19 protein-coding genes are annotated in these 22853 nt (G+C 74.5%); 6 read left to right on the top strand and 13 right to left on the bottom strand.

Features of this window, described 5'->3' with window-relative positions; genetic code table 11:
• Window positions 1-10: 10 nt before the first annotated feature.
• The 3 genes from AB0G08_RS14215 to AB0G08_RS14205 all read right to left on the bottom strand — a co-directional run bounded on the left by AB0G08_RS14215 (window position 11) and on the right by AB0G08_RS14205 (window position 4905).
• Window positions 11-769, bottom strand: coding sequence for a hypothetical protein (locus tag AB0G08_RS14215; RefSeq protein WP_358087198.1), 759 nt, complete (start codon window positions 767-769; stop codon window positions 11-13).
• Entirely contained in the window at window positions 769-3783 is a 3015-nt protein-coding gene (locus AB0G08_RS14210) for an amino acid adenylation domain-containing protein (RefSeq protein WP_358087196.1), read from the bottom strand. Before AB0G08_RS14210 ends, AB0G08_RS14215 begins: the two co-directional genes overlap by 1 nt.
• A gap of 255 nt (window positions 3784-4038) precedes the next feature.
• Window positions 4039-4905 (bottom strand): helix-turn-helix transcriptional regulator, encoded by an 867-nt coding sequence (locus AB0G08_RS14205; protein WP_358087194.1) that lies wholly within the window; start codon window positions 4903-4905, stop codon window positions 4039-4041.
• A 178-nt stretch (window positions 4906-5083) separates the two neighbouring features.
• Here AB0G08_RS14205 and AB0G08_RS14200 point away from each other — a divergent pair, with 178 nt between their 5' ends.
• Window positions 5084-6013, top strand: coding sequence for a 2OG-Fe(II) oxygenase family protein (locus tag AB0G08_RS14200; protein ID WP_358087192.1), 930 nt, complete (start codon window positions 5084-5086; stop codon window positions 6011-6013).
• 97 nt (window positions 6014-6110) lie between these two features.
• Here the strand turns inward: AB0G08_RS14200 and ispH are convergent, their stop codons facing one another.
• The 3 genes from ispH to AB0G08_RS14185 form a co-directional block, all read right to left on the bottom strand.
• Window positions 6111-7055 carry a 4-hydroxy-3-methylbut-2-enyl diphosphate reductase gene (gene ispH / locus AB0G08_RS14195; protein WP_358087190.1) on the bottom strand — a complete coding sequence of 315 codons (945 nt, stop codon included), beginning with the start codon at window positions 7053-7055 and terminating at the stop codon, window positions 6111-6113.
• Window positions 7056-7278: 223 nt separating this feature from the next.
• Window positions 7279-7509 carry an MbtH family protein gene (locus AB0G08_RS14190; RefSeq protein WP_358087189.1) on the bottom strand — a complete coding sequence of 77 codons (231 nt, stop codon included), beginning with the start codon at window positions 7507-7509 and terminating at the stop codon, window positions 7279-7281.
• A gap of 246 nt (window positions 7510-7755) precedes the next feature.
• Entirely contained in the window at window positions 7756-8340 is a 585-nt protein-coding gene (locus AB0G08_RS14185; RefSeq protein WP_358087187.1) for a TetR/AcrR family transcriptional regulator, read from the bottom strand.
• A 105-nt stretch (window positions 8341-8445) separates the two neighbouring features.
• On the opposite strand from AB0G08_RS14185, the gene AB0G08_RS14180 reads away from it, so the two are divergent.
• Entirely contained in the window at window positions 8446-9825 is a 1380-nt protein-coding gene (locus AB0G08_RS14180) for an MFS transporter (protein ID WP_358087185.1), read from the top strand.
• A 311-nt stretch (window positions 9826-10136) separates the two neighbouring features.
• Here AB0G08_RS14180 and AB0G08_RS14175 read toward each other — a convergent pair whose 3' ends face one another.
• From AB0G08_RS14175 to AB0G08_RS14145, 7 genes are all read right to left on the bottom strand, one after another.
• Complete coding sequence (locus AB0G08_RS14175; RefSeq protein ID WP_358087183.1) at window positions 10137-10796, bottom strand: NPCBM/NEW2 domain-containing protein; 660 nt, start codon at window positions 10794-10796, stop codon at window positions 10137-10139.
• A 146-nt stretch (window positions 10797-10942) separates the two neighbouring features.
• A complete protein-coding gene (locus AB0G08_RS14170) occupies window positions 10943-11575 on the bottom strand; it encodes a hypothetical protein (protein ID WP_358087182.1) in 633 nt (210 codons plus the stop codon).
• Window positions 11572-12834, bottom strand: coding sequence for a hypothetical protein (locus AB0G08_RS14165; protein WP_358087180.1), 1263 nt, complete (start codon window positions 12832-12834; stop codon window positions 11572-11574). Before AB0G08_RS14165 ends, AB0G08_RS14170 begins: the two co-directional genes overlap by 4 nt.
• Entirely contained in the window at window positions 12831-13790 is a 960-nt protein-coding gene (locus tag AB0G08_RS14160) for an aminotransferase class I/II-fold pyridoxal phosphate-dependent enzyme (protein ID WP_358087178.1), read from the bottom strand. Before AB0G08_RS14160 ends, AB0G08_RS14165 begins: the two co-directional genes overlap by 4 nt.
• A 22-nt stretch (window positions 13791-13812) precedes the next feature.
• Window positions 13813-15144, bottom strand: a complete 1332-nt coding sequence (locus tag AB0G08_RS14155) for a nucleotidyltransferase family protein (protein WP_358087176.1) — start codon at window positions 15142-15144, stop codon at window positions 13813-13815.
• Window positions 15122-16123, bottom strand: a complete 1002-nt coding sequence (locus AB0G08_RS14150) for a beta-ribofuranosylaminobenzene 5'-phosphate synthase family protein (RefSeq protein WP_358087174.1) — start codon at window positions 16121-16123, stop codon at window positions 15122-15124. The genes AB0G08_RS14155 and AB0G08_RS14150 overlap by 23 nt, the downstream gene beginning before the upstream one ends.
• Window positions 16123-17190, bottom strand: a complete 1068-nt coding sequence (locus tag AB0G08_RS14145) for a hypothetical protein (protein WP_358087172.1) — start codon at window positions 17188-17190, stop codon at window positions 16123-16125. The genes AB0G08_RS14150 and AB0G08_RS14145 overlap by 1 nt, the downstream gene beginning before the upstream one ends.
• A gap of 296 nt (window positions 17191-17486) precedes the next feature.
• On the opposite strand from AB0G08_RS14145, the gene AB0G08_RS14140 reads away from it, so the two are divergent.
• From AB0G08_RS14140 to AB0G08_RS14125, 4 genes are read left to right on the top strand one after another with little or no spacing between them, the layout of a single operon-like run.
• Window positions 17487-17960 carry a protein phosphatase gene (locus tag AB0G08_RS14140; RefSeq protein WP_358087170.1) on the top strand — a complete coding sequence of 158 codons (474 nt, stop codon included), beginning with the start codon at window positions 17487-17489 and terminating at the stop codon, window positions 17958-17960.
• A complete protein-coding gene (locus AB0G08_RS14135) occupies window positions 17957-20908 on the top strand; it encodes an amino acid adenylation domain-containing protein (RefSeq protein ID WP_358087168.1) in 2952 nt (983 codons plus the stop codon). Before AB0G08_RS14140 ends, AB0G08_RS14135 begins: the two co-directional genes overlap by 4 nt.
• Complete coding sequence (locus AB0G08_RS14130; protein WP_358087166.1) at window positions 20908-22215, top strand: radical SAM protein; 1308 nt, start codon at window positions 20908-20910, stop codon at window positions 22213-22215. The genes AB0G08_RS14135 and AB0G08_RS14130 overlap by 1 nt, the downstream gene beginning before the upstream one ends.
• Window positions 22212-22853, top strand: coding sequence for a 2OG-Fe(II) oxygenase (locus AB0G08_RS14125; RefSeq protein WP_358087164.1), 642 nt, complete (start codon window positions 22212-22214; stop codon window positions 22851-22853). The genes AB0G08_RS14130 and AB0G08_RS14125 overlap by 4 nt, the downstream gene beginning before the upstream one ends.

Raw genomic sequence — 22853 nt, 5'->3', positions numbered from 1 at the left:
CCTCCGTCGCTCAGGCGGCCAGGCTGCGCGCGGGCAGCGGGTCCGCGGGCATGGCGCAGTGGTCGTCGGCGTGCCTGCGCAGCAGCGCCAGATATTCGGTACGAGGCACCGCGACCGCGCCGATGAGCTTCGCGTGGTCGCCGTCGTGCTGGACGTCGACCGCCACGCCGCCGCTGTCCGCGACGCGCCGCACCAGGCACGCGACCGCGACCTTCGCGGCGCCGCTGCGCAGGGCGAACTGGGAGTCGGCGCTGAACACGCCGCCCACCCGTACGCCGAACGTGCCGCCGACCAGCTCGTCGCCCTCCCACACCTCGACGCTGTGGGCGTGGCCGGCCGCGTGCAGCTCGCGCAGCGTCGACACGAGCCGGTCGGTCAGCCACCGGGGCTCGCGGCCCACGCGGCAGTGCTGGACCACCCGGTCGAAGCAGACGTCGAGCGTCGTCGTCCACTCGACCTTGTTGCGCAGCTGCCGCCGCAGGCTGCGCTGGATGCGGGCCCGGTCGACGTGGATCACCGGACGCGGGTCGGGCGAGCACCAGGCCACGGCGTACGGGTCGGCGCTGCCGGGGAGCACCGCGATCCGCCCGGCGGCGACGTCCGCCTCGTAGGTGAACTCGGCGACGATCTTGCGCTCCTCGGTGTCGGCCGGGAACGGGAACAGCCCGTGCCGGTAGGCGCCGAGGAGCGTCGCCGCGGACAGGTCGTCGCCGAACGCGACCGGACCCTCGGTGGGGGCGTGGGTGAGGTCGAGCGTCTCCCAGCCCATCACGCGGCCCGCAGGAACTCGGTGCGGGTCAGGTAGCCGATGTAGCGGTCGAGCATCTCGGCGTCGACCGCCGGGATCTCGATGCCGCTGCCGCGCAACGCGTCCTCCACGTTGGTGCGGGAGAAGACCGGGAACGTCGTCTCCAGGTACATCTCCGCGACGCTCATCTGGCCCGTCGCGCAGCGGTCGATGAACAGCGGCGCGAAGGGGGTCATCGGGTGGTCGGGCTGTTCGACCGCGACCCGCACCATCTCGTCGAGCCACTCGGCCCAGGGCACCTCGCGGATGTCGTGCCCGTGCGCCCGCAGGCGCTCGACCAGCACCGAGATGTTGACCTTCCCGGGGTTGGTGAGGTGGTAGACCTCGCCAGCGGGCCGGGACGCCCTGGCGATGTGCGCGACCGCGGCGGCGAAGACGTCGACCGGCGTGTAGTCCAGCGGCAGCTCCGCGACCGGGGCGGTGCCGGTGTCCACCACGAACTTCTTCATCGCGCACATCTCGGTGGCGATGTTCCACGCGCCGTTGACCCGGTCGCCGGAGATGTCGGCGGCCCGGTAGATCGCCACCGGCAGCCCCCGCTCCGCCGCCCGGTGCAGCAGCGCCTCGGCCACCCACTTGCTCTCCACGTATCCGACGGAGAGGTGGTCGGCGTACGCCAGGGGGGTGTCCTCGTCGACGTGCCGGACGCCGGCGGTGCCGAAGCCCGCGACGACCGCCATGGTCGACGTGTAGTGGATCGGGACGTTGCGGTGCCGCGCGGCCATCCGGATGATCTCGCGGGTGCCGTCGACGTTCGCCGGCCGCATGTGCGAGTACGGGTAGATGAAGTTGACGGTCCCGCCGGGGTGGTGGATGACGTCGACCGTGCGCGCCAGCTCGTCGAAGGCCGCCTCGGAGAGGCCGAGCCCGGGCGTCGCGAGGTCGCCCGGGACGGCGACGATCCGGCCCGCCGCCTGGTGACCGGCGAGGTCCTCGCCGAAGTAGTGCCGCGCGTTGGCCTGGATGCGGGCCAGGCCCTGCTCCGGCCCGTCGGCGCGCACCAGGCAGTGCACCACGGCGTCCGTGCTGTCCAGCAGCTCCCGCAGCAGGTAGATGCCCAGGAAGCCGGTGGCGCCGGTGAGGAACACGTGGCGCGGGTCCTGCCAGCGCGGCTCGTCGGGCACCTCGCGCCGGATCTCCACGTCCAGCTGCGTCTCGGCGGCGAAGTCGACCCGCTTGCGGGTGTCGTCGCCGGCGAGCGTGCCGGCCCGGGCGTCGCGCACCGCCCGCGCCAGGCCGCGCGGCGTCGCGTCCTCCAGCAGCAGCCGGATCAGCGGGCGTACCTGGGTGATGAGCACGCCGAAGGAGCCGCGGATCTTCGCGAGCAGCTCGGCGGCGAGGATCGAGTTGCCGCCCTGCGCGAAGAAGTTGTCGTCCGGCAGCACCCGGGGCACGCCGAGCACCTGCCCCCAGAGCCGGGCCACGCCGCGCTCCACCAGGTCGACGGGCGTGTCGTCCACGCTCCCGGGGGCGACCGCCGTGGCCTGCGGCGCGGGCAGCGCGGCCAGGTCGACCTTGCCGTTCGTCTTCAGCGGCAGCTCGTCGAGGGCGACGAACGCCGTCGGCACCATGTAGTCGGGCAGGTAGCGGCCGACGAACTCGCGCAGCTCCGCGACGTCCAGGGGCCGCGGGCCGGTGTGGTACGCGACCAGGCGCCGCTGGCCGTCGTGCTCGTACGTGGTGACGGCGACCGTGTCGACGCCCTCGTGCGCCGCCAGCGTCGCCTCGATCTCGCCGGGCTCCACCCGGAAGCCGCGGATCTTGACCTGCCGGTCGATGCGCCCGACCACCTCGAGGTTGCCCTCGGCGGTCCAGGCGCCCAGGTCACCGGTCCGGTACAGCCGCGCGCCGGGCTCCGCCGCGAACGGGTCCGCCCGGAAGCGGCCGGCGTCGTCCTCGGTCAGGTAGCCGCGCGCCACGCCGCGACCGCCGATGTGGATCTCACCGCGCTCACCGGGGGCGACCGGGTGGCCGTCGGTGTCGAGGACGTACACGACGGTGCCGGGCAGCGGCCGGCCGACCGGGGCCGCGCCGCGCTCGGGCAGCACGTCGGCGGTCAGCTCCATCAGGCAGGAGGTGATCGTGGTCTCCGTGAGCCCGTAGGCGTTGACCAGCCGCACCCCGGGCATCAGCTCCAGCGCCGTGCGGCAGTCCTCCGCGTTGACCGCCTCGCCGCCCACGATCACCAGCCGGACCGGCAGGTCACCGGCCCCCGCGCCGGCCTCGGCGAGGAAGCGGCGCCAGTACGCGGGGGTCAGGTCCATCACGGTGACCCCGTGATGCCGCAGCCGCTCCGGCAGCTCGCTGGGCGCCCAGCTCACCTCGGGCAGCACGAGCGTCGCGCCGCCGAGCAGCGCGACCGTGATCTGCTCGATGGAGGTGTCGAAGGAGAGCGCGCCGAACTGCAACACCCGGTCGTCGGGGGTGACGCCGTAGCGGCCGGCCAGTTCCCCGCACAGGTAGCTCAGCGAGTCGTGGTTCACGACCACGCCCTTCGGCGTACCCGTGGAGCCCGACGTGTAGATGATGTAGGCGGAGTCCCCGCCGCCCACCGTCACGGCGGGGGCGGTCGCGACGCCGTCCGCGACGCTCGCGGTGAGCGCCGTGACCGGCAGGTCGGCGAAGCGCGCCACGTCACGCTCGTGGGTGATGACGGTGGTGCAGTCGGTCTCCTTCACGAACGCCTCGACGCGGCCGTCCGGCAGCCCCGGATCCACGGGCAGGTAGGCCGCGCCGGCCTTCCAGGTGGCGAGCAGGCCGACGACGGCGTCGATGGAGCGTTCCAGGTGGACCATGACCACGGAGTCCGCGCCGACGCCCCGGTCGACGAGGTGGCGGGCCAGGCCGTTGGCCCGGCGCTCCAGGTCCGCGTAGCTGATGCGCGCGTCGCCCTGCACGATTGCGGTCCGGTCGGGCTGCGCCGCCGCGCGGACGGCGATGAGTTCGTGGACACGCGGTTGCGTACGGATGTTCATGTTTTCCCTCGGGTGTGAGCACGGTCGTACCCGTGGATTTACCTGCCGCTGACCCAACGAAATTCGATACGGGCGACATTACTGCCTGACGGCGGTTCCCCCGACTACCAGAATGAGCACGCAACCGAATTGGCACTACTCATCAGGGTAGTCCTTTCGACGCAGCCGACCCGTCGTCGAATTCAGCGTGAACGGCGCCGAAAAACGCGATGTCGCGCGGTGTTGCCCGGAATGCCCGGGCCGCCCGGACCGTCCCTACGCCGCGGAGGAGACCGGCACGTGCCGGACGAGTTCCGCCCGCGAGGAGATGCCCAGCCGGCGGAACAGGGCGCGCAGGTGGTAGTTGACGGTGTGCGGCGACAGCCGCACCCGGGTCGCGATCTGCCGGTTGGTCATGCCCTCGGCGACGAGTCGCGCGATGGCCCGCTCGACGCCGCTGAACGACTCCCACGCGCCGCCGGCGTCCGGGCGGTGCTCCCGGGCGACGGGGGCGGAGCGCAGCCCGGCCCGCCGTCGCAGGTCGGCGGGGGTCGCGGGCTCCGCCGCGGGGTCGGCGGCGCGGGGCGCGCCGGTCACGGCCCGGCGCCGGCGCAGGCGGTCGCGGTCGGCGCGGAGCGCCTGCCGCACGGCGGGCGGGAGGGCGTCGAGCACGGCCCACCACACCAGCTCGTGCCGGAAGGCGAGGTCGTCGCCCGCCCAGTCGAGCAGGCCGGCGTCGAGCAGCGCGTCCAGGTCCGGCAGCATTTGGGCGGTGTTCCGCCCGGTCATCGCCGCCAGCTCCGCCAGCCGACAGGACCGGCCGAGCACGGCGGCCACCCGCAGCAGCTGCCAAGATCCGGTCGGCGCGCCGCGCAGCATGGCCCGGACCGCCTCCTGGACCCGCTTCGGCGTCCGCGGCCGTCCGGGCCCGTCGGTGACGCCCTCGACGCGGACCCCCTCGAGCAGCGCGGCCAGCAGCGGGGGGTTCCCCTCCGCGGCGGCGACGGGGGCGGGCACGGCCGGCCCCACCACGACGCCCGGCGGGTCGGCGACGAGCCGACCCACGGCCTCCCCGGACAGCGGGCGGCCCGCCTCGGCGAGCGTCCCGACCATCTGCGACAAGTGCTCGTCCTCGTACGCCACGACGCAATCGTGCACGTAAATGTCTTGCAGCCTCAACATTGCCTTACCACCAGGTACGCCGAGCAATTACCCGCACGTGGGGGAAGCGGGACCGCGACGGCTTCCCGACGGGTGACCCGGGATTGCTTCGATCAATGTAATGACGTCGCGAGAGAGGCGGGCAGTTGTGGAACCCGTTGTGGTCCAGGATTTCGTACCGGCGATCGACCTGTCGGGCCGCACCACCGCCGAGGGGCGCGCGGCCATCGCGGCAGCCATCGGCAAGGCGTGCGAGGGTTCGGGGTTCTTCACAGTCGTGGGGCACGGCGTGCCCCGGGAGCTGGTGAACCGCATGTACACCACCACGAAGGCCTTCTTCACCCGGCCGGAGGAGGAGAAGGACCGGAGCGCGAACCGCGGCTCCGGGGTGTCGGGGCTGCGCCGCCCGGGCGGCCCGTACGAGGCGTTCGCCGCGCACGTGACGGGCGACCTGAGCGACGAGGAGCGCGCGAGGCTCGGCACGCACCCGGCCACCTGGAAGGCGGCGAACATCTGGCCGGACGACGACTTCAAGGCGGTCTGGCACGAGTACATCGCCGCCATGACCGAGCTGTCGGCGGACATCATGCGGCTGTTCGCGCTCGCGCTCGGGCTGCCGGAGGGCTTCTTCGACAGCAAGTTCGACGAGCACGTGTCGCTGATCATCGCCAACTACTACTACCCGGCGCCCGACGACGGCGTGCTGCGGCGGGAGATGCACACCGACTGGGGCAGCCTGACGGTGCTCTACGTGGAGGACGAGGTGGGCGGGCTCCAGGTGCGACGCGACGAGGACGACTGGCTGGACGTGCCCGCCATCCCGGGCAGCTTCGTGGTGAACATCGGCGACCTGATGGCGTTCTGGACCGGCGGCCGGTGGGCGTCGACCGTGCACCGGGTGGTCAACCCGGAGGGGACGGACGCGCCCTCACGCGTCTCCATCCCCTTCTTCTACCTGCCCAACCACGACACCACGATCGAGCCCATGCGCCCGTTGGCGCAGGAGAGCGCCGAGGCCGGGCTCGAACGGGTGACCGTCGGCGAGTGGTTCTCGCACAAGATGCAGTCGACGTACCAGGCTTCCGCGTAGCCGGCCCCGCGCGCCCGCCGGACCGCCCCGCACACGCGGTCCGGCGGGCGGCGGCGCGCCGGTCGGGCGGGCGGCGGCGCGGCGCGCTGGCGGGGTGTCAGAGGGAGCGCACCGCGCCCGGCACGGTGAACTCGATCGTCTCGCGGGCGACCTCGCGCTCCACCACGGTCACCGGGCCGCGCGCCCGCAGCGCCTCGACCACCCCCGTGACCAGTCTCGGCGGGGCGGACGCGCCCGCGGTGACCCCGACCGTGGTGACACCCGCCAGCCACTCCGGCCGGATGTCCGCCGCGTCCTCGATGAGGTGGGCGGGCCGGCCCGCGCGGCGGGCCAGCTCGACGAGGCGTTGCGTGTTCGCCGAGTTGGTCGAGCCGACCACGAGCACGAGGTCGGACTCCTCGGCGACCGTACGCAGCGCCGCCTGCCGGTTGGTCGAGGCGTAGCAGATGTCGGCCGAGGACGGCCCGCGCAGCGCCGGGAAGCGTTGGCGCAGCACGTCGAGCACCTCGGCGGTCTCGTCCACGGCGAGCGTGGTCTGGGTCAGGTAGGACACCCGGTCCGGGTCGGGCACCTCGACCGTGTGCGCGTCCTGGAGCGACTGCACGAGGAGCATCCGGTCCGGCGCCTCGCCGAGGGTGCCCTCGGTCTCCTCGTGCCCCGCGTGCCCGACGAGGAGGACGGTGTCCCCGCGGTCGGCGTACCGGCGCGCCTCCGTGTGCACCTTCGCCACGAGCGGGCACGTCGCGTCGAACACCTCCAGGCCGAGCCGGGCGGCCTCGGCGCGCACCCCGGGCGACACCCCGTGCGCCGAGAACACCACCGTCGCACCCTCGGGCACCTCGTCGAGCTCCTCGACGAAGACGGCGCCGCGCGACTCCAGGTCGGCGACGACGTGTGCGTTGTGGACGATCTGTTTGCGGACGTACACCGGGCTGCCCCGGCTGGCGAGCGCACGCTCGACGATCTCGATCGCACGCTCGACACCGGCGCAGAACGCACGCGGTGCCGCGAGCAGTACCGTTACGGACTCGGCTACGGACATCGCGCACTCCTTCCCACGCATATCTCCGCAGTATCGAGCCGCGTCCTCGCAATCCGGTGGGGTTCCGGTGGAGCACCAGCGACGACGCCCCGCGCCGAGCGCGCCGGGGGCGGCGGGCCCGCGCCGCCGTGCGCACGGTCCGTCGCCGACCCGCGCCACACGGTCGGGGCGCGCTCCGGCAGCCGTACGCCTGCGGCGCCACCGCCCTCGACGGAGCCCGGCCCTAGCGGACGGCTTCCGTGGCCGCCCCGCCCTCCGCGGCGAGCGCCCGGCGGAGGCTGAGCGGCCGCATGTCTGTCCACGTCCGCTCGATGTGGTCCAGGCACTCCTGCCTGGTCCCCGTCCGGCCGGCGTCGCGCCAGCCCGCCGGCGTCTCACGGTCCACCGGCCAGATCGAGTACTGCTCCTCGTCGTTCACGACCACCCGGAACGCGACGTCGTCTTCCTGAGTCACCGGCACACCCTTCACCTGAGGAGCTGGACCACGGCGCGTCGGAGCACCGCGCCCTCTGCGGCGGGTCGCGACGCCGGGGCGCCCTGAGGGGGCGTCCGTCCGGCCCGACCCGTCGGACCGCGACGATACGACGGGTGCCGCCGGTGGCGCCAGCGCCCCTCCCCCGCGCCCTGAAGCGGCGTCGGGGTCTCGGACCGCAGGCGGGTCAGCCATCCTCGTCCCGGTCGCCACCCGCAGGCGGGTCCGCTATCCGTCGACCCGGTAGGCGGCGAGGACCGTCTCGGAGATCAGGCGTGGGGCGTCCGCCCGGTCCACCTGCCCGCTGGCCACGTCGACGGCGGCGCCCTTCATGATGTGGTGCAGGACGCTGGTCAGCCAGCTGGCCGGGAGGTCGGCCCGGAACACCCCCTCGTCCTGGCCCCGGCGGATCAACTGGTCGACGCGCCGCGCCGGCTCGGCGTGCAGCTCGTGCACGCGTTCGGGCGGCAGCGACGCCTGCGCCGCCTCCAGGACGGCGCTCGACTGGGCGATCAGCAGCCAGCTCGACCGGATCAGGACGCGCAGCGCGTCCCGCGGGTCGCCGGTCAGGTCGAGGCCCGCCAGCAGTTCCTCCCCCTCGGCCAGCACCCGGGTCAGCGCGGCCTCGACCAGGGCGTCGCGGGACGGGAAGTGACCGTAGAGGGTCACCCGGCCCACCCTCGCCGCCTGCGCGATCTCGCTGACGCTGGCGTCGGGGTCACGGCTCAGGCAGCTCACCGCCGCCTCCAGGATCCTCTCCACGTTGTGCTGGGCGTCGGCTCGACGGGTCGGCTTGGCGAGTGGGCGAGTCATGGAACTTCCCCTAAGTCGAACAGGCGTGCATGAGTTAACGTGTCTCCGTAACTTGAACACTACCGTTCAACTTGGCGGAGGAGCCTGGCAGCCATGGCGGAACCTGTGACCGCAACCGAAACCACCGCGCCCGCGAGCCCACACCCGCAGCGCTGGCGGATCCTGGGCCTCGTCGGCATCGCCCAGCTGATGCTGATCCTGGACGTCACCGTCGTCGCGATCGCCCTGCCGCACATGGGGGCGGACCTGGGGATGGACCGGGAAGCCCTCACGTGGGTGGTGAGTGGCTACACCCTCACCTTCGGCGGCCTGCTGCTGCTCGGCGGGCGCGCCGCGGACCTGTTCGGCGCCCGCCGCCTCGTCCTCGCCGGGCTCCTGCTGTTCAGCGCCGCGTCCCTGACGGCGGGGCTGGCGACCGGCGGTCCCATGCTGCTGGGCGGTCGCATCGGGCAGGGCCTCGCGGCGGCGATCCTCTCCCCCGCGGCCCTGTCCCTGGTCGTCACGATCTTCGACGGCGACGAGCGCAACAAGGCGCTCGGCATCTGGTCGGCGCTCGGCGGCGGCGGCGCCGCGCTGGGCGTCCTCCTCGGCGGCCTGCTGACCGCCGGGCCGGGCTGGCCCTGGGTGTTCTTCGTCAACGTGCCGGTCGGGATCATCCTGCTGCTGGCCCTGCGGATGCAGCTTCCGCCCCAGGCGCCCACCGGCGCGACGGCCCGGCTCGACGTGCCCGGCGCGGTGCTCGTGACGGCGGCCACCGGATCGCTGATCTACGCCCTGATCCGGGCCGGCGACGTCGGCTGGGGCAGCCCGACGATCCTGCTGCTGCTGGTGGCCGCCGTGCTCCTCTACGCCGCGTTCGTCGTCCGCCAGCGCCTCGCCGCGAGCCCGCTGATGGACGTACGGCTCCTGCTGCGCCGGCCGGTGGCGACCGGGGCGCTGCTGATCCTCGTCGCGACCGCGCTGATGATCACCGTCTTCTTCCTGGGCACGTTCTACCTGCAGAACCACCAGGGCTACGGCGCCCTGCGCACCGGGCTGCTCTTCCTGCCCGTGGCGATCACGACGATGCTCGGCGCGAACGCCGCCGGCCGCGCCATCGGCCGGATCGGGGCGCGCACCCTCGGCGTCCTTGGCCTGCTCGTCGCGGCGGCCGGCATGGCGGTCCCCGCCCTCGTCGACGGGACCCTGGCCCTCGTGGTCGGGGTGGGCGTCGCCGCCGCCGGCACGGGCGTCCTCTTCGTCGTGGCCTCCGCCGTCGCGCTCGGTCAGGTCGCGCCGCACGAGGCCGGTCTCGCGTCCGGCATCGTCAGCACCTTCCACGAGTTCGGCGCCTCGCTGGGCGCCGCCGTCGTGTCGAGCATGGCCGCGGCCAGCATCGCGGGCACCAGCACCGCCGGCTTCTCCCGCGGCTTCACCACCGGCGCGGTCATCGCCCTCGCCGCCGCCGTCGTGGCCTTCGTCCTCACCCCTCGGCCGGCCCACTGACCCCGACCCGGTGGTCGGCGGGGGCCCGCCCGCCGACCACCGGGTCGGACACACCGTCACGCCCGGGGGACGCGCGGGCCGTACGCCTCGGCGACGGCCCGCCCGTCCCCCGGGCGCCGTCGGACGGATCGCGCTGGCCCCGCCCGCCCTGGGCTTGCGGTGGTCGCCAAGAGCTGCCGCGGCCCGGCACGCGACGGGTCAGCAGCAGGCGGACACCGTGGCCGGCCAGGGCCAGCCCGATGACGCCCGACAACACTTGTCACCAGTCCCGGAAGTCCACGACCGGTCCCTACCCCACGGCGGGGCCGCGTTCACCGACGCACCCGCGGGGCGATCCAGGCGCCGATGCTGTCACCGTGGCACTGGTCGAGGTTGGTGGTGCTGACCCGGAGGGACACCTGGGTGGCGGCGCTGATGTCCACCTTGACCGGGCGGACCTTCCCGAGGCCGGCCGTGGTGGTGAAGACCTCCTTGCGGTCGGAGAGCACGGTGAACCGCAGGGCCCCGCCTCCCGGGGAGTCGTCGGCGATGCCCACGGCCGCCTCCAGGACCCGGAACTGCCGGCTCACCACGAACGTGACCGTGAAGTGGTCGTTCAACCAGCACGGCGACGCCGACAGCACCGAGTCGTGCCGCTTCCCGGCCACGATCAGCGGCTCCTGCTCCCAGCCCTCGAGGTCGTCGACCTGGGGCACCTCGACCAGCGGGAGGACGTCGGCCTGGGCTGGCTGCGAAGCGGTGGCCGCGGGCGTCGGGGATGGCCCCGTCCCGGTGGTCGCCGCGGGCGTGGTGGGCTGGGGCTGCCCGGCGGACGGGGTGCCCTGGACCGGCGACGCGGCACCGCTGCCGCCGGGGTCGCGGGTCAGCTCCAGCACAACGGGAATGGCCGCCGCGACCACCGTGGCCACGGCGGCGATGACCGCACCGACGATGGCGGGATGGGACGGGCGACGCCGTCTCGGGATAGACACGGCCCGATTATCGCAGCGCCACGCACGCCGGATCGGCCCGTTGGCGGCGCGCGACGGGCCATCTCACGCAGGCCGACCGACGGTTCCTCGCGCGTGATTGCTCGGCTGTCCGGCGGCCCTCGTCGGCGGAGCGCGGGTGGCGCCTGTCAGCGGGCTCCGCCGACAACCGCGCCGTTCGTCGCACCCCGGGACCGAGGAGGAGCCGGCCGCGCGGTGACCACCGTGACCACGTACGCGATCGTCGCCAGCGGCTCCAGCCGGTCGACCAGGAGCGCGCCGAACAGCAGGGCCAGCACCACCGGCACGGCCTGCAACAGGCGGCCACGGGCCTGCCGGCGGGCCGCCCGGGTGAGCGTGTCGGCGGTCAGGGTGCTGGCCCGCTCGTGTGTGACCAGGAGGAAGCGCCCCAGCGGCCCCTGTAGCTCCCGTCGCGCGGCGGGGTCGGTGGCCACGCGTACGACGCGCCGGACCGTACGCGCCGCGTCCGGATCACCGCGCGGTTCGGCTGGCTCGGCGACAGGCAGCCACAGGGGCAGCACGGCCGCGACGAGCATCGGATGGATCATCGCGCAGCCGAGCGTCCGGGCGATCCGGCCGGCGACGAACGCGCTCCACGGAGCGGCGGGCGCCAGTGTCGGCACGAAGGCCGCAGCGCCTACCGCGGCCAGCAGCGCCAGCATCGCGACCGGCCAGGCGGCGTCATCCACCAGCGTCAACGTCCAGCCGAGAGCGCCCTCCGCCGCCGCCAACCCGACGACGGCCACCACACGGGCGGTCACCGGTCGTCCCCGTCGGGCAGCTCGACGACCGTTCCGCCGGTCGACCGCCAGCGGTCGAGTACCCGCCCCATGGCTGGATCCGGAGTGCCCACCAGCACGAGCAGCCGCACGTCCGGGTCGGCGAGTCGGGTCGCCAGGCGGGCCGCGAGCAGCTCGGACCACTGGTCGTCCGTCACGTCCACACCGCCCAGAAACTCGGTCGAGGCGATCCGGTCGACCGGCAGCCCCGCCGCCGCGCCGCCGGGAAGTGCGACCGTCCCCGGCTCGCCGAGGGTGAGGTTCTCGGCGACGGTGGCGAACACCAGCCGCTGGAGCGCGGCCGCCATGACGAGGAGCTCCGGGGCCGTCACCTGCCGCCGGGTTCCGTCGGGCTCCTCCCGCACGTACGGTCCGGTCACGTCGGCCAGCCCGCCGACGCTCTGGCGCCCGCCGGCCGGCACGCGCGCCCCCACCGCCGGTACCAGGTACGCGACCGCGGCGATCGACGGTGCGACACTCGGCGCGGGCGCGGTGACGGCCGAGGCCGACCGGCACAGCTCGGCCACCGCCGGCAGCGCCCTGCGGGCCCGGCCGAAGGACGTCACGTCGACGGCGGACAGATCGAGCACGCCGGCGACCAACAGCAGGCCGGCGAGCAGGATGGGCGCGGCCAGTTCGGGACGGTACCCGGCCGACCAGACGGCCACGGCGGCAACGCCGGCGGCGGCCGCCAGCTGCGCCGGCCCGCTGAGTCGAGCCCGCATCGCGCGTGCCCGCCAGGTACGTCCACCGGGGGCGCCCAGCAACGCCGCGACCACCGCGCCACCCGCCGCGACCGCTGCGAGACGAGCCGCGTCGGCGGGCGACACGGTGCCCAGGGCCAGGGTCACCGATGCGCCCCCGGCCAGCACCGAGACGAGCCTCAGTGCCGGGGCGACGACCTGCCCGGGCTTGGGCTCCCAGCGGATCGCGACGCCCGAAGCGCGGTAGGCCAGCTCGGCCTGGCCCGGTCGCCGGTCGGCGGCGCGGGCCAGGCCGATCACCGCGTCGAGCAGATCGCGCCGCGTCCGGTAGGTGACGCGGTGGGCGACCACGACCGCAGCCGCGTCGCGCACCGCGACCGCCACCGCTCGGACGAACCAGGCAGCGGCCAGCCAGCCGAGTGTCGCAGCGGGCGGGCGGGCGGGGTCCAGGCACAGCACCACCACTCCCGCGCCACCGGCGGCACCGCCGACGAGCGCTGCCACCACCCCGACGGCTGCCCCCGTGGCTCGGCTCATCCCCACACCATCGGACGCAGCGAACCGCCCGACACCTCGGCCACGATGCGGGCCGCCCGCCGCGCCTCGTCGGGAGGCTGGTCGAAGAAGGTCGCCCGCACGCCGGGCACCGGAAGCTCGAACTTCGCCCCGTCGGCGACCCGCACCCCGGCCGCCGAGAGCCGCGCGATCAGCGCCGGCACGGGGAGCGCCCCGCCGACGTCGACCAGGGTGACCGAGGGCCCGTCGACCGCGGGTGCCGCCTGACCGTACCGCTCGGCGATCTCACCGAGGAACGCCTCACGCGCGGCGACGCTCGCCGCGACGACGTGGGCGGCCAACTCGGCCAAGCCGCCGTACCGGATGAACCTCGACCACGCGCGCTGCCACGGTGCCGGCGGCGACAGGCCCGGCGGTGAGGCGGCGGCGACATCCTGGGCGCCGGGCCCACGCAGCCAGCCCAGCCGCACCCCGCCACCGGCCAGTTTGCTGAACGACCCGACCGCGGTCGCGCCCGGCAGGGCCACGTGCCCACCCCACGGGCGGTAGATCTCGTTCTGGACGAGCAGGCCGGCAGGTCGGTGACTCGGCCAGGTCGCCGGGGACACGGTACGGCCGTCCGGGTTGCGGCCGGGTGACGTGAACCAGACGGCGTCGTAGCCGCTCAGTTCCGCCACGTTGCCTCCCGCGACCAGGTGCACCTCGTGCCCGGCCGCGCGCAACGCCTTGACGACACCGCGGAACGTCGGCGCCTCGACCGCGACCCGCAGTCGCCGGCCGTGGCCGAGCGCGGTCACCGTGCCACGTACCGAGCAGGTGACCACGACGTGCTCGGGTCGCTCCCCCAACCAGCCGGCAAGGGCCTCCCGCAGGTCGTCGTCGCCCTCCGGCGGCGGCGTCTCCCAGGCCATGTCCGTGGCTGACTCGGCAAGACAGCGGGCGAAGAGTCGCCGGACGTGCTCAGGCGCTCGCGGCACCGGCGGATTGAGGTCGATCACGTCAACGACGACGAACCGCGTCCGCGAGCAGCAGGGTGCCCGCCGGCACCCGTCCGGACACGGTCGGGACCAGGACCTCGTCGCCGCAGGACGCGACCCAGTCGCTGCCGGACCGGTAGACCGCGATGCCCGGCAGGAGGGGGTCGTCCTGCCGGAACGACGGTGGTTCGCCGTCCGCGGGCAGCATCCCGGTCCAGACCTGTTCGGGCACCAGCCGCCAGCATTCGGAGCGGGACCGCCGCCATCGGGGCCGGCTGGAGGGGTCGGCCCGGACCCGGAGGTCGGCGCTGTAGTAGCCGAGCGCCTCGAGAGCCGCCCGCACACCGCTGACGGCGCCTGTGCGGCGGCGGGTGTCGCGGTAGGCGATCAGGGCGGTCAACCGCGCCCGCTCGGCACCGGAGGTGTCCAGCAGTGGAAGGCGGCGACCACTCCGACGGTGCTCCGGCAGGCCCGCGCCGCCGGTGCGTTCCCGCACCAGCGTGATCAGCCCGTCCAGGACCGGCTCCACCGCGACGGTCCGGCAGGCGTCGTAGACCCGGGGCCAGTCGACCTCCCGGGTGGCGGCGATGACGGCCAGGTCGTTGAGATCCTTCAGAGAGGTGTACGCGTCGCCGGTGGCGTGCCCGACGAGGATGGCCAGATCCGTCTCCGGCGTCGGCACCCGGATCTCCACCCCGTCGACGCTGCCGGTGACGAACCCGGTCAACGGCATGAGCCCCAGATGACCGACGGAGTACCCGCCGAAGTGCACGTCCACGCGCACCGACGTGCGCGCGCCCGGCACCTCGCGGCGTAGCTTGAACTGCCCGTACGCCCGGTCGCCGTCCCACTTGAGCCAGGGCAGCTCGTGCGTGTCCCAGTGCCAGCCGTCGCCCTCGGCCCACAGGCGGTCCACCAGCGCGAGCGCGTCGGTGGCCTCCTCGAACCACAGGTCGACGTCGCCGCGGTGGCGCAGCGCCGGGTCCGGGTAGTACCGCGCCAGGGCCAGGCCCTTGATGACGCCGCCGCCGAGGTCAGCGGCGACGCGCACGACGTGCCTGGCGTGTTCCGCCCGGGCCGCGCGCTTCTCGTCGCGTCGGGCCAGCGCCGCGGCCAGCAGCTCGCGCAGACGCGGCACGCCGCCGACGGCCGGGACTCCCGCCAGGTTCGCCACCGCGCACTCGACCACCTTCGAGAGGTCCACGAAGTGGGCGACCGCGTCCGCGTCACGCGCCGAGACCAGCCGCTCGGCGCACAGCGTCCCGAGGCGCGCCGGATCGGGTTCCCAGCGACCCAGCTCACTGACCAGCGGCCAGTACCTGACCCGTTCCTTATGGCTGAAGGTGGAGGTCATATCCGCGATTCCTCATTCCGAAGGTGCCGAACAGCGACCCGCCGACCGCCGCGACGTGGTTGGCCACCTCGGCCGGCGCCTGCCGGTCCCCGGCTGCGTGGATGGCGAACAGCAGCGGTCCCATGCTGGACATCCCGGCGGCGACGCCGGGCACGCCCTGGAGACGACCCAACAGGTCCCGTGTGGCCGGATGCTGCACCTCGACCTCGCGCCGTTTGAAGCCCACCGACTGCAGCGCCGCCAGTGCCTTGGCGAGGACGGGGAGGTCGCGTTCCAGGACCGCCGGGACCACCTCGTGGTACGCGAGGGTGATGGCCGCGCGCACCTCCTCGTCGGGGATCGGCGTGTGCCGCGCGAAGAAGTCGACCTCACCGGCGCCGGACAGCCCTTCGCCCCCGGCGAGGGCGAGGCTCACCCGCCACGACGGCGGCATGGCCACCCGGGTCGACACGGCCGGCACGCCCACGGGCCGCAGCGCGCTGGACGGGCGGAGCCCGAGCCCGTCGCGGCGCGGGTGACCGAGGTCGACGACGAAGCCGCCACGGAAGAACGTGGTCAGCCCGACGCCGGAGGCCCCGCCCCGACCGCTGAGCCGTTGCAGTGTCACGGGCCTCGGGCGGACGTCGGCGGCGGCACACGCGACCCGCAGCGCGGCGAGCACGAGCATCGTCTTGGAACCCAGCCCGACGTGGGCCGGCGGCATGCCGTCGAGGGACAGCGTCATCGGCGGCACGGGCACGGTGTCCGCGAGACGGTCGAGGGCCGCGTGCACGTCCTGACGAGCCCGCTCGTCGAGCGCGTCGAACAGCCCGGTCAGCGTGTGCGTACCGGCGCCGCCGCCGGCCCGGCCGAGGGTCGCGGAGAGCGTCAACGGCATGCCGTGCACGGCGAAGCCGAGCCCACCGAATCGGCGTGAGGTCGTCTCGCCGCAGTCCAGGAGCCCGAGGTGCAGCCGCGGGTACGCGATCAGTGTCGGCATCAGCGGCTGCCCACCGCGGCGGTGGCGAGCCGGTCGAGGACCGTCACGGCCGGGTGGACGGCCGGGTCCCACCGTACGCGGAAGGCCGGGGTCTCGGCCGCGATCCGCGTCAACGGCTCGGCGCACGTCGCTTCGCCGCCGGGCGGTCGCCACCCGGCCAGCGGGCGCAGCACCTGTTCGGCGAGTTCCGCCACGGCCTCCCGCGGATCGAGCGGCGCGACCAGCAGGTCGGTTCCGGGACGCCGCTCGACGAACACCAGCCGGTCGAGCACGCCGGCGTCCGTGGTCCGCACGCCGAGCACGGTGGTCAGCTCGGCCTGCGTCATGGCCACCTTGGCCGGCCGGGGTTCGATGCGCGACAGCGGGCGCCGCGCGCCTTCGTGGCGGCGCAACGTCGCCCCCAGGACCGTGTCGGCCAGGCCGAGCCCGCGCAGCGTGCCCCACCGCAGGCGCGGCATGAGGCCGGCGCCGACCACCAGCCGCTCGGCGCCGGGCAGCAGAACGGTCTGGTCACCCGAGACGAACTCGCCGCCCGCGCGGGTCGCGTGCAGCGCCAACGTGGTCTTGCCCGCCTCGCCGGCGCCGACGAAGACCGTCGCGCGGCCTCCGACCACGGCCGAACTGGCGTGCAGCACCGTCCCGCCGGCGCGGGTCAGCGCGTCGAGCAGGAGCATCCGGGCGAGGATCTCCGACAGCCGGTCACCCGAGGGCGAACCGTCGGTGACGACGTCCCAGCCGTGTCCCGTGCGCCGGATGGCGTGCGGCGGCAGCGCCGCCACGCTCGCGTCGGCCGGTCGATCGGCCGCGCGGACCCAGCAGGTCCCGTCGTCCAGCACGTGGTAGTGCTCGTCGCGGATACGTTGCGCGGCAGCGCCGGCCGGATGCCTCGACAGGTCCAGTACGGCGTCCGCGTCGACGGTCGTCCGCAGCGGCAACGTCTCCCGTCGCGGCCACGGCGCGTTCGCGGACAGCGCGTAGTGGTCGGCGAACCAGGACGCCTCGGCGGGAGTGGCGGGTAGCAGACGTAGGACGACAGGGCCCCACGGCCGTTCGACAGCGTCGGTCACAAGTCATCCCTCGTGCACTGTGGTACGTCGCACCGTCATGGCGCGCGGAGTGGCCCCCGGCATCGGACCCGGACCATACACCATCCCCCCGCTGTGCAGGCATCTTGCGTTTGAGCTGCGGAGTAACGACGTCGTCGCGCTGACGGATCTGGACGGCTCCGGCGAGAAAGAGCTAGCATCACCAGCACTCACGACCATGATCAATCACGGAGATGCCCAGCCAGGTAGGCATCGGTCGGCACCAGGCCCGCAGGGGCGAGCGTCCGCGCGCCAGTGCGCCAAATGACGAGGGTGACATGAAGGATCGACATTGGCGTACGCCCTATTCGGTCGCGGGCCTGACCGTGTGGGGCACCTCCCTGGACTCCGCTGACCGCCGCGCCGCGGTGGGCACCGCCAAGCCGGCGGACCTCGGGGTGTACCTCGACGATCGGTGGCTGCCCGAGGCCGACGCCCACCAGCGGTGGTTCCTGACCTGGCCCACCCTCGACGCCCCGCCGCAGGCCGGCCGCGTCGTCGCCGCGCTCGCGTACGTGTTGGAGCGGCTACGGCTCGGCGACTTCGTCGAGATCGCCTGCTTCGGCGGGCACGGCCGCACCGGCACCGCCATCGCGTGCCTGGACGTGCTCGCCGGCGCGTCGCCGGCCGACGCGGTGGCCCGGATGCGCCGCGAGTACTGCCCGTACGCGATCGGCAGCGACGAGCTGGCCGCGTTCGTCCACGATGTGCCACGACTTCGGGCGCGGCCCCCGTCCGAGGACGACGCGTGAACCGTCGAGGTCCGCGTACGGTCCTGGACCGGGTCCGCGAACTGGCCGCCGTGGCGCCGTCGCGGGCGGCGGTGACCGGTGAGACCGCCGCCCTGGACTACGCGGGCGTGGTGGGCGCCGCCCTGGCCGTCGCCGACCGGCTGCGCGCAGCCGGTTGCCGGCCGGGCGACCGGGTCGGCGTGTGCCTGGGGCGCGACGCCCACCTGCCGGTCGCCCTGCTCGGGATCCACGCCGCGGGTGGCGCGTTCGTGCCGCTGGATCCGCACTATCCGGCGGAACGCGTCGCGCTCATGACGCAGGACGCGGGCTGCCGTGCCGTGCTGGTCGACCCGGTCGGCGCGCCGGTGCTGGCCGACGGTGGCGCCACCCGGGTCGAACTGGGCGCGGACATGCTCTCCACGCTCGCGGCCGAGGGCGGCGCCGGGCAGGCGCACCCGGCCGGAGCGGACGACATCGCCTACCTGCTGTACACGTCCGGCTCCACCGGCCGGCCCAAGGGCGTGCTGGCCCGGCACGCCGGGCTGGCCGCGCTGTGCGGCTGGGCCGACGACGCCTACGACGCGGCCGACCTCGCGGACGTGGCGGCCACCACCTCGGTCTGCTTCGACATCGCGCTGTTCGAACTGCTGGTCACGCTGGCGCTCGGCGGGCACGTCCGCGTGCTGCCCGGGCCGCTGGGGTTGCTTCGTCCCGGCGTCGCCGACGGTGTCTCGCTGCTCAACGCCGTACCGTCGGTGTACGCCGAACTGCTGCGTGCCGGCAAGATGCCCCCCGTACGCGTGGCGAACATCGCCGGCGAGCCGCTGTCGCGCTGGATCGTCGACGAGCTGTACGCAGCCGGCGTGGGTCGGGTCGTCAACCTGTACGGCCCGACCGAGGACACCGTCTACTCCACGGCCGAACAGGTACCCGTGGACGAGAGCGACGCGCCTGCCATCGGTCGACCGCTGCCCGCCACCATCGCCCGCATCGGGGCGACGCCCGCCGGGGAGGCCGGCGACGGCCCCGGCGAGCTGTGGCTCGGCGGCCGCAAGGTGGCGGCCGGCTATCACGGACAGCCGGAGCAGACGGCGGCACGTTTCCACGTCGACGCGGACGGCACCCGGTGGTACCGCACCGGCGACCTGGTCCGCCGCGGCGCCGACGGGCGCCTGCACTTCCTCGGCCGCCTCGACCGCCAGCTCAAGATCCGCGGCTTCCGCGTCGAACCCGGCGAGGTGGAGTCGCACCTGTTGGCGCTGCCGCGGGTGCGGCACGCCGCCGTGCTGGCCAACCCGTCCGGCGGGCTCGCCGCGTTCGTCACCGGCGACGTCGACGCCGACAGCGTCCGCGACGCCCTGGCCGCCCGGCTGCCCGAGCACCTGGTGCCCCAGTCCATCCACGTCATGGCCGCCCTGCCCCAGGGGCCGAACGGCAAGGCCGACCGGGCCGCGCTGGCCGCGCACCTGGACCGGCCCGACACCGGGCGCGACGACGCCGACGCGGTGCTGTGCCGGCTGTGGCGGGAGATCCTGGGCACCCCCGGCCTGGACACCGACGACTTCTTCGCGCAGGGCGGCACGTCCCTCGCCGCGGTCCGCCTCGTCGAGTCGCTGCACGAGCAGACCGGCATCGACCTGCCGGTGGACGTCGTCTACGAGCGCCGGACGCTGGGTGACCTGCGCGACGCCGTCGCGGCGACGGCACCGTCCACCTCCGAGGACACCGGGACGCCGCAACCGGGCGCCGACGACGGCGTGGCGGTGCTGTCGGCCCGGCAGCGCGTCGCCCTCGCCCGGCCGCGCTCCCGGCGCATCGCGTCGGCCCACCTCGTGGACGGCCCGCTCGATCTGGACGCGCTGCGCCTGGCCGCCGCCGCGGTGGTGAGGCGCCACGCCACCCTCCGCTGGGCCTACACGGGGGGTCCGCAGCCGTCTGCCCGGACAGTCGACCCGTACCTGCCGGAACTCGACGTGGCCGACGTGCCCGGGCCGGCCGACCCGAGCGCCGTGGCGCGGCTGGTCGCCCAGGTCGCCGACGTCCCGTTCGCCCTGTCCAGCGGGCGGGCGCTGCGGCTGCACGTCCGCCGGCTGGCCGACCAGCGGTGGCTGCTGGTGGTCGTCGTGCAGCACCTGTCGGCGGACCTGCGCTCGGTCGAGACCATCCACCGGGACCTCGGCGCGGCGTACCGGGGTGAGCCGCTGGCGCCCCCGCCCCCCGCGTTCAGCGCCTTCGCCGCCGGCCCGGCGCCGACCGACCGGGCCGCTCAGGCGGCCGACGCGCTGGTCGCCCACCCTCCCCTGGCCGATCCGGTGTCGCTGTGGAGCACCGGGCGGGCGCCCGAGCGCGCCACCGTCGACTCGGGCCCGGACGCCGCGGACCACCTGTCCCGGGCGGCCCGGGCGGCGGGCGTCACCGAGTTCGCGGTGTGCCTCGCGGCGCTGGTCCACCTGCTCGGCGTCCGGGGCGCGCTCGGCGTGCCGGTCGTGTCGTCGCTCGACGGCCGCCCGGACCGCCGCTACGCCGAGACGGTCGGCTGGTTCAACAACCGGCTGCTGTTCCAGGCGCCTCCCACCCCACGGACCGCCGCGGAGGCGCTCGCCTGGGCGGACCGGCAGGCCGGTCGGCACCGCGCGTACCGCGACGTGCCCTACGCGGCGCTGCTGGACGAGTTGCGTTCCCGCATCGCGGTTCCGCGCCCGCTGGAGTTCTTCTACACCGACCGCGACCACCGCCGACGCGGCGCCCTCGACCTCGGCGCCGGTCTGCGCACGGCGCCCGTGCCGGCAGCGAGCTTCGACGACGTCCCGGCCGCGCCGCTGCGGCTGGCGGTCACCGTCACCGACGAGGGCATCCGCGTCGAACTCGACGGCGTCGGGCTGCCCGCGCCGGCGACGAAGCTGGCCGAGGAGTACCTGGCCGGGCTACGCGCGGTCACCGCGCAAACCGTATGTACAGGGAGGGTGTAGTGCGGATCCTCGTGGTCTGGCCGCCGCAGGTGCCCAGCTACTTCAACGCAGGCCATCACCTCGGCGTGTTCTGCACCTCGGCGTACCTGCGGGCCCGGGATCCGGGCCGGCACGTCGACGCGCTGGACGCCGGTGTGCTCAACATGAACTGGAAGACGTTCGCCGACACCCTCTACCAGGGCGCCTACGACGTCGTGGCGCTGGCGAACGACTTCGACGCCGTCGACGGTCTACCGCGGGCCATCCGCTACACCCGGCAGGTGCTGCCGCACGCGCGGATCGTGACGTTCGGCCGCCTCAGCAACAGCGTCCCGGAGTTCTTCCACCGCTTCGACCTCGACGCGGTCGTCGCCACCGGCGACTACGAGGCCGGCGTGGACGCGGCGGCCAGCTCGCCCGGGCCGGGTCCGGGCGTGTGGGCGCGCGTCGACGGCGAGTGGCGGCCCCCGACCGGCCCCGGCGTGCTGCTCCCGCCCGACGTGTGGGCGCTGCCGGACATCCACGAGATCCCCTACGGCGCCTACCACGCGCTCTACGGCCGCGACGCCGACAAGTTCTGCGGCATCCCCGCCCGCCGCGAACTGGTCGTGCCGGCCGCTCGCGGCTGCCCGATCGGCTGCTCGTACTGCGAGGTGCCGGGCCTGCAGGGCAAGCGGGACCGGCGCCTGCCGGTGGCGCGCACCGTCGCGTACATCGAGGAGTCGTTCGCCGCCCTGCCGTTCGAGTACGTGGCGATGTACGCCCCGACCTTCACCCTCGACCGGCGCTGGGTCGTCGAGCTGTGCGAGGCGCTGCTCGCGACCGGCCGGCGGTACCCGTGGAAGTGCGCCACCACGCTCGGCCACCTCGACGAGGAACTCGTCGCCCTGATGGGCCGGGCGGGGTGCGTACGCGTCAGCGTCGGCCTGGAGACCCTCGACCCGCAGGGGCACCGGGCCCTGCCCCGCGTCAAGCAGATCGCCGCCGACCGGTTCACCACCATCGCCGGTTGGTGCGACGCGGCGGGCATCGAGCTCAACGCGTTCGTGATCGTCGGCCTGCCCGGCACCGACGCCGCCGCCGCACGGGCCACCGCAGCGCACGTGGCGGGCGTCGGCGCCCGGTTCCGCCCCACCATGTACACCCCGATGGAGGAACTGCGGCCCGACATGACCACCGAGGAGGTGGGGCTGTACAACCGGCACACCGTCTTCGGCGACCACGCGCCCGAGGAGGTCGCGGCGATGCACGAGCTGGTGTTCGGCACCGAACGGCGGATCAGCTCCGCCATCGGTCTGGTGCCGGAGCGGCAGGGGGCGGCGGAATGAAGGCCGTCGCCAGCGCGCCGCTCTCGCTGCACGGCGCCGAACCGCAGCAGGAGCCCTTTCCCTGGTACCAGCTGAACGGCACGTTCGGCGCGCCGCTCGCCGACGAGCTGGAGGCGACGTTTCCCGCCGACGGGTTCACCGCGGTGTCCCGTCCCGACGGCGAGAAGTCGTACGAGATGTGGGTACGACAGCTGTGGCCCGCCGCCCCGGAAGCCACCACGGACCTGCCGCCGGCGTGGGCGGCGCTCACCCGGTACGTCACGTCCCCCACGTTCGCGGCCGCCGTCGGCGAACTGACCGGGCTGCCGGTGGCCGACGCCGCCGTCGAGGTGAACCTCTGGCGGTACACGGCGGGCTGCTGGCTCGCCCCGCACCTCGACAAGCCCGAGAAGATCGTGACGGTCGTGTGCTACCTCAACCGCGACTGGCCGACCGGCGAGGGGGGTGAGCTGCTGCTGCTGAACTCGGCGCGCGCCGACGACGTGGCGCGCCGCGTCGCCCCGCTGCTGGACACCGGCGTGATCCTGGTGCGCGGCGACCAGTCCTGGCACGCCGTGGACGGCATGCGGGACAACCCACGCGAGCGTCGCTCGGTGCAGGTCGTCTTCAACCGGCCGGCCCGGGAGGCCCCGTGCTGA

The organism is Micromonospora sp. NPDC023644 (assembly GCF_040640115.1).
Taxonomy (GTDB): domain Bacteria; phylum Actinomycetota; class Actinomycetes; order Mycobacteriales; family Micromonosporaceae; genus Micromonospora.
The sequence above is the reverse complement of the archived record's forward strand: the minus strand, read 5'-3'. Positions and strand labels throughout refer to the sequence as shown.

What these genes read in the sequence shown, in the direction of transcription:
- AB0G08_RS14150 (WP_358087174.1), bottom strand. Translation starts at nt 16,123, where the DNA reads ATGCCGACACTGATCGCGTACCCGCGGCTGCACCTCGGGCTCCTGGAC.
- ispH (WP_358087190.1), bottom strand. Translation starts at nt 7,055, where the DNA reads ATGTCCGTAGCCGAGTCCGTAACGGTACTGCTCGCGGCACCGCGTGCG.
- AB0G08_RS14125 (WP_358087164.1), top strand. Translation starts at nt 22,212, where the DNA reads ATGAAGGCCGTCGCCAGCGCGCCGCTCTCGCTGCACGGCGCCGAACCG.
- AB0G08_RS14165 (WP_358087180.1), bottom strand. Translation starts at nt 12,834, where the DNA reads ATGAGCCGAGCCACGGGGGCAGCCGTCGGGGTGGTGGCAGCGCTCGTC.
- AB0G08_RS14140 (WP_358087170.1), top strand. Translation starts at nt 17,487, where the DNA reads ATGAAGGATCGACATTGGCGTACGCCCTATTCGGTCGCGGGCCTGACC.
- AB0G08_RS14155 (WP_358087176.1), bottom strand. Translation starts at nt 15,144, where the DNA reads ATGACCTCCACCTTCAGCCATAAGGAACGGGTCAGGTACTGGCCGCTG.
- AB0G08_RS14215 (WP_358087198.1), bottom strand. Translation starts at nt 769, where the DNA reads ATGGGCTGGGAGACGCTCGACCTCACCCACGCCCCCACCGAGGGTCCG.
- AB0G08_RS14185 (WP_358087187.1), bottom strand. Translation starts at nt 8,340, where the DNA reads ATGACTCGCCCACTCGCCAAGCCGACCCGTCGAGCCGACGCCCAGCAC.
- AB0G08_RS14210 (WP_358087196.1), bottom strand. Translation starts at nt 3,783, where the DNA reads ATGAACATCCGTACGCAACCGCGTGTCCACGAACTCATCGCCGTCCGC.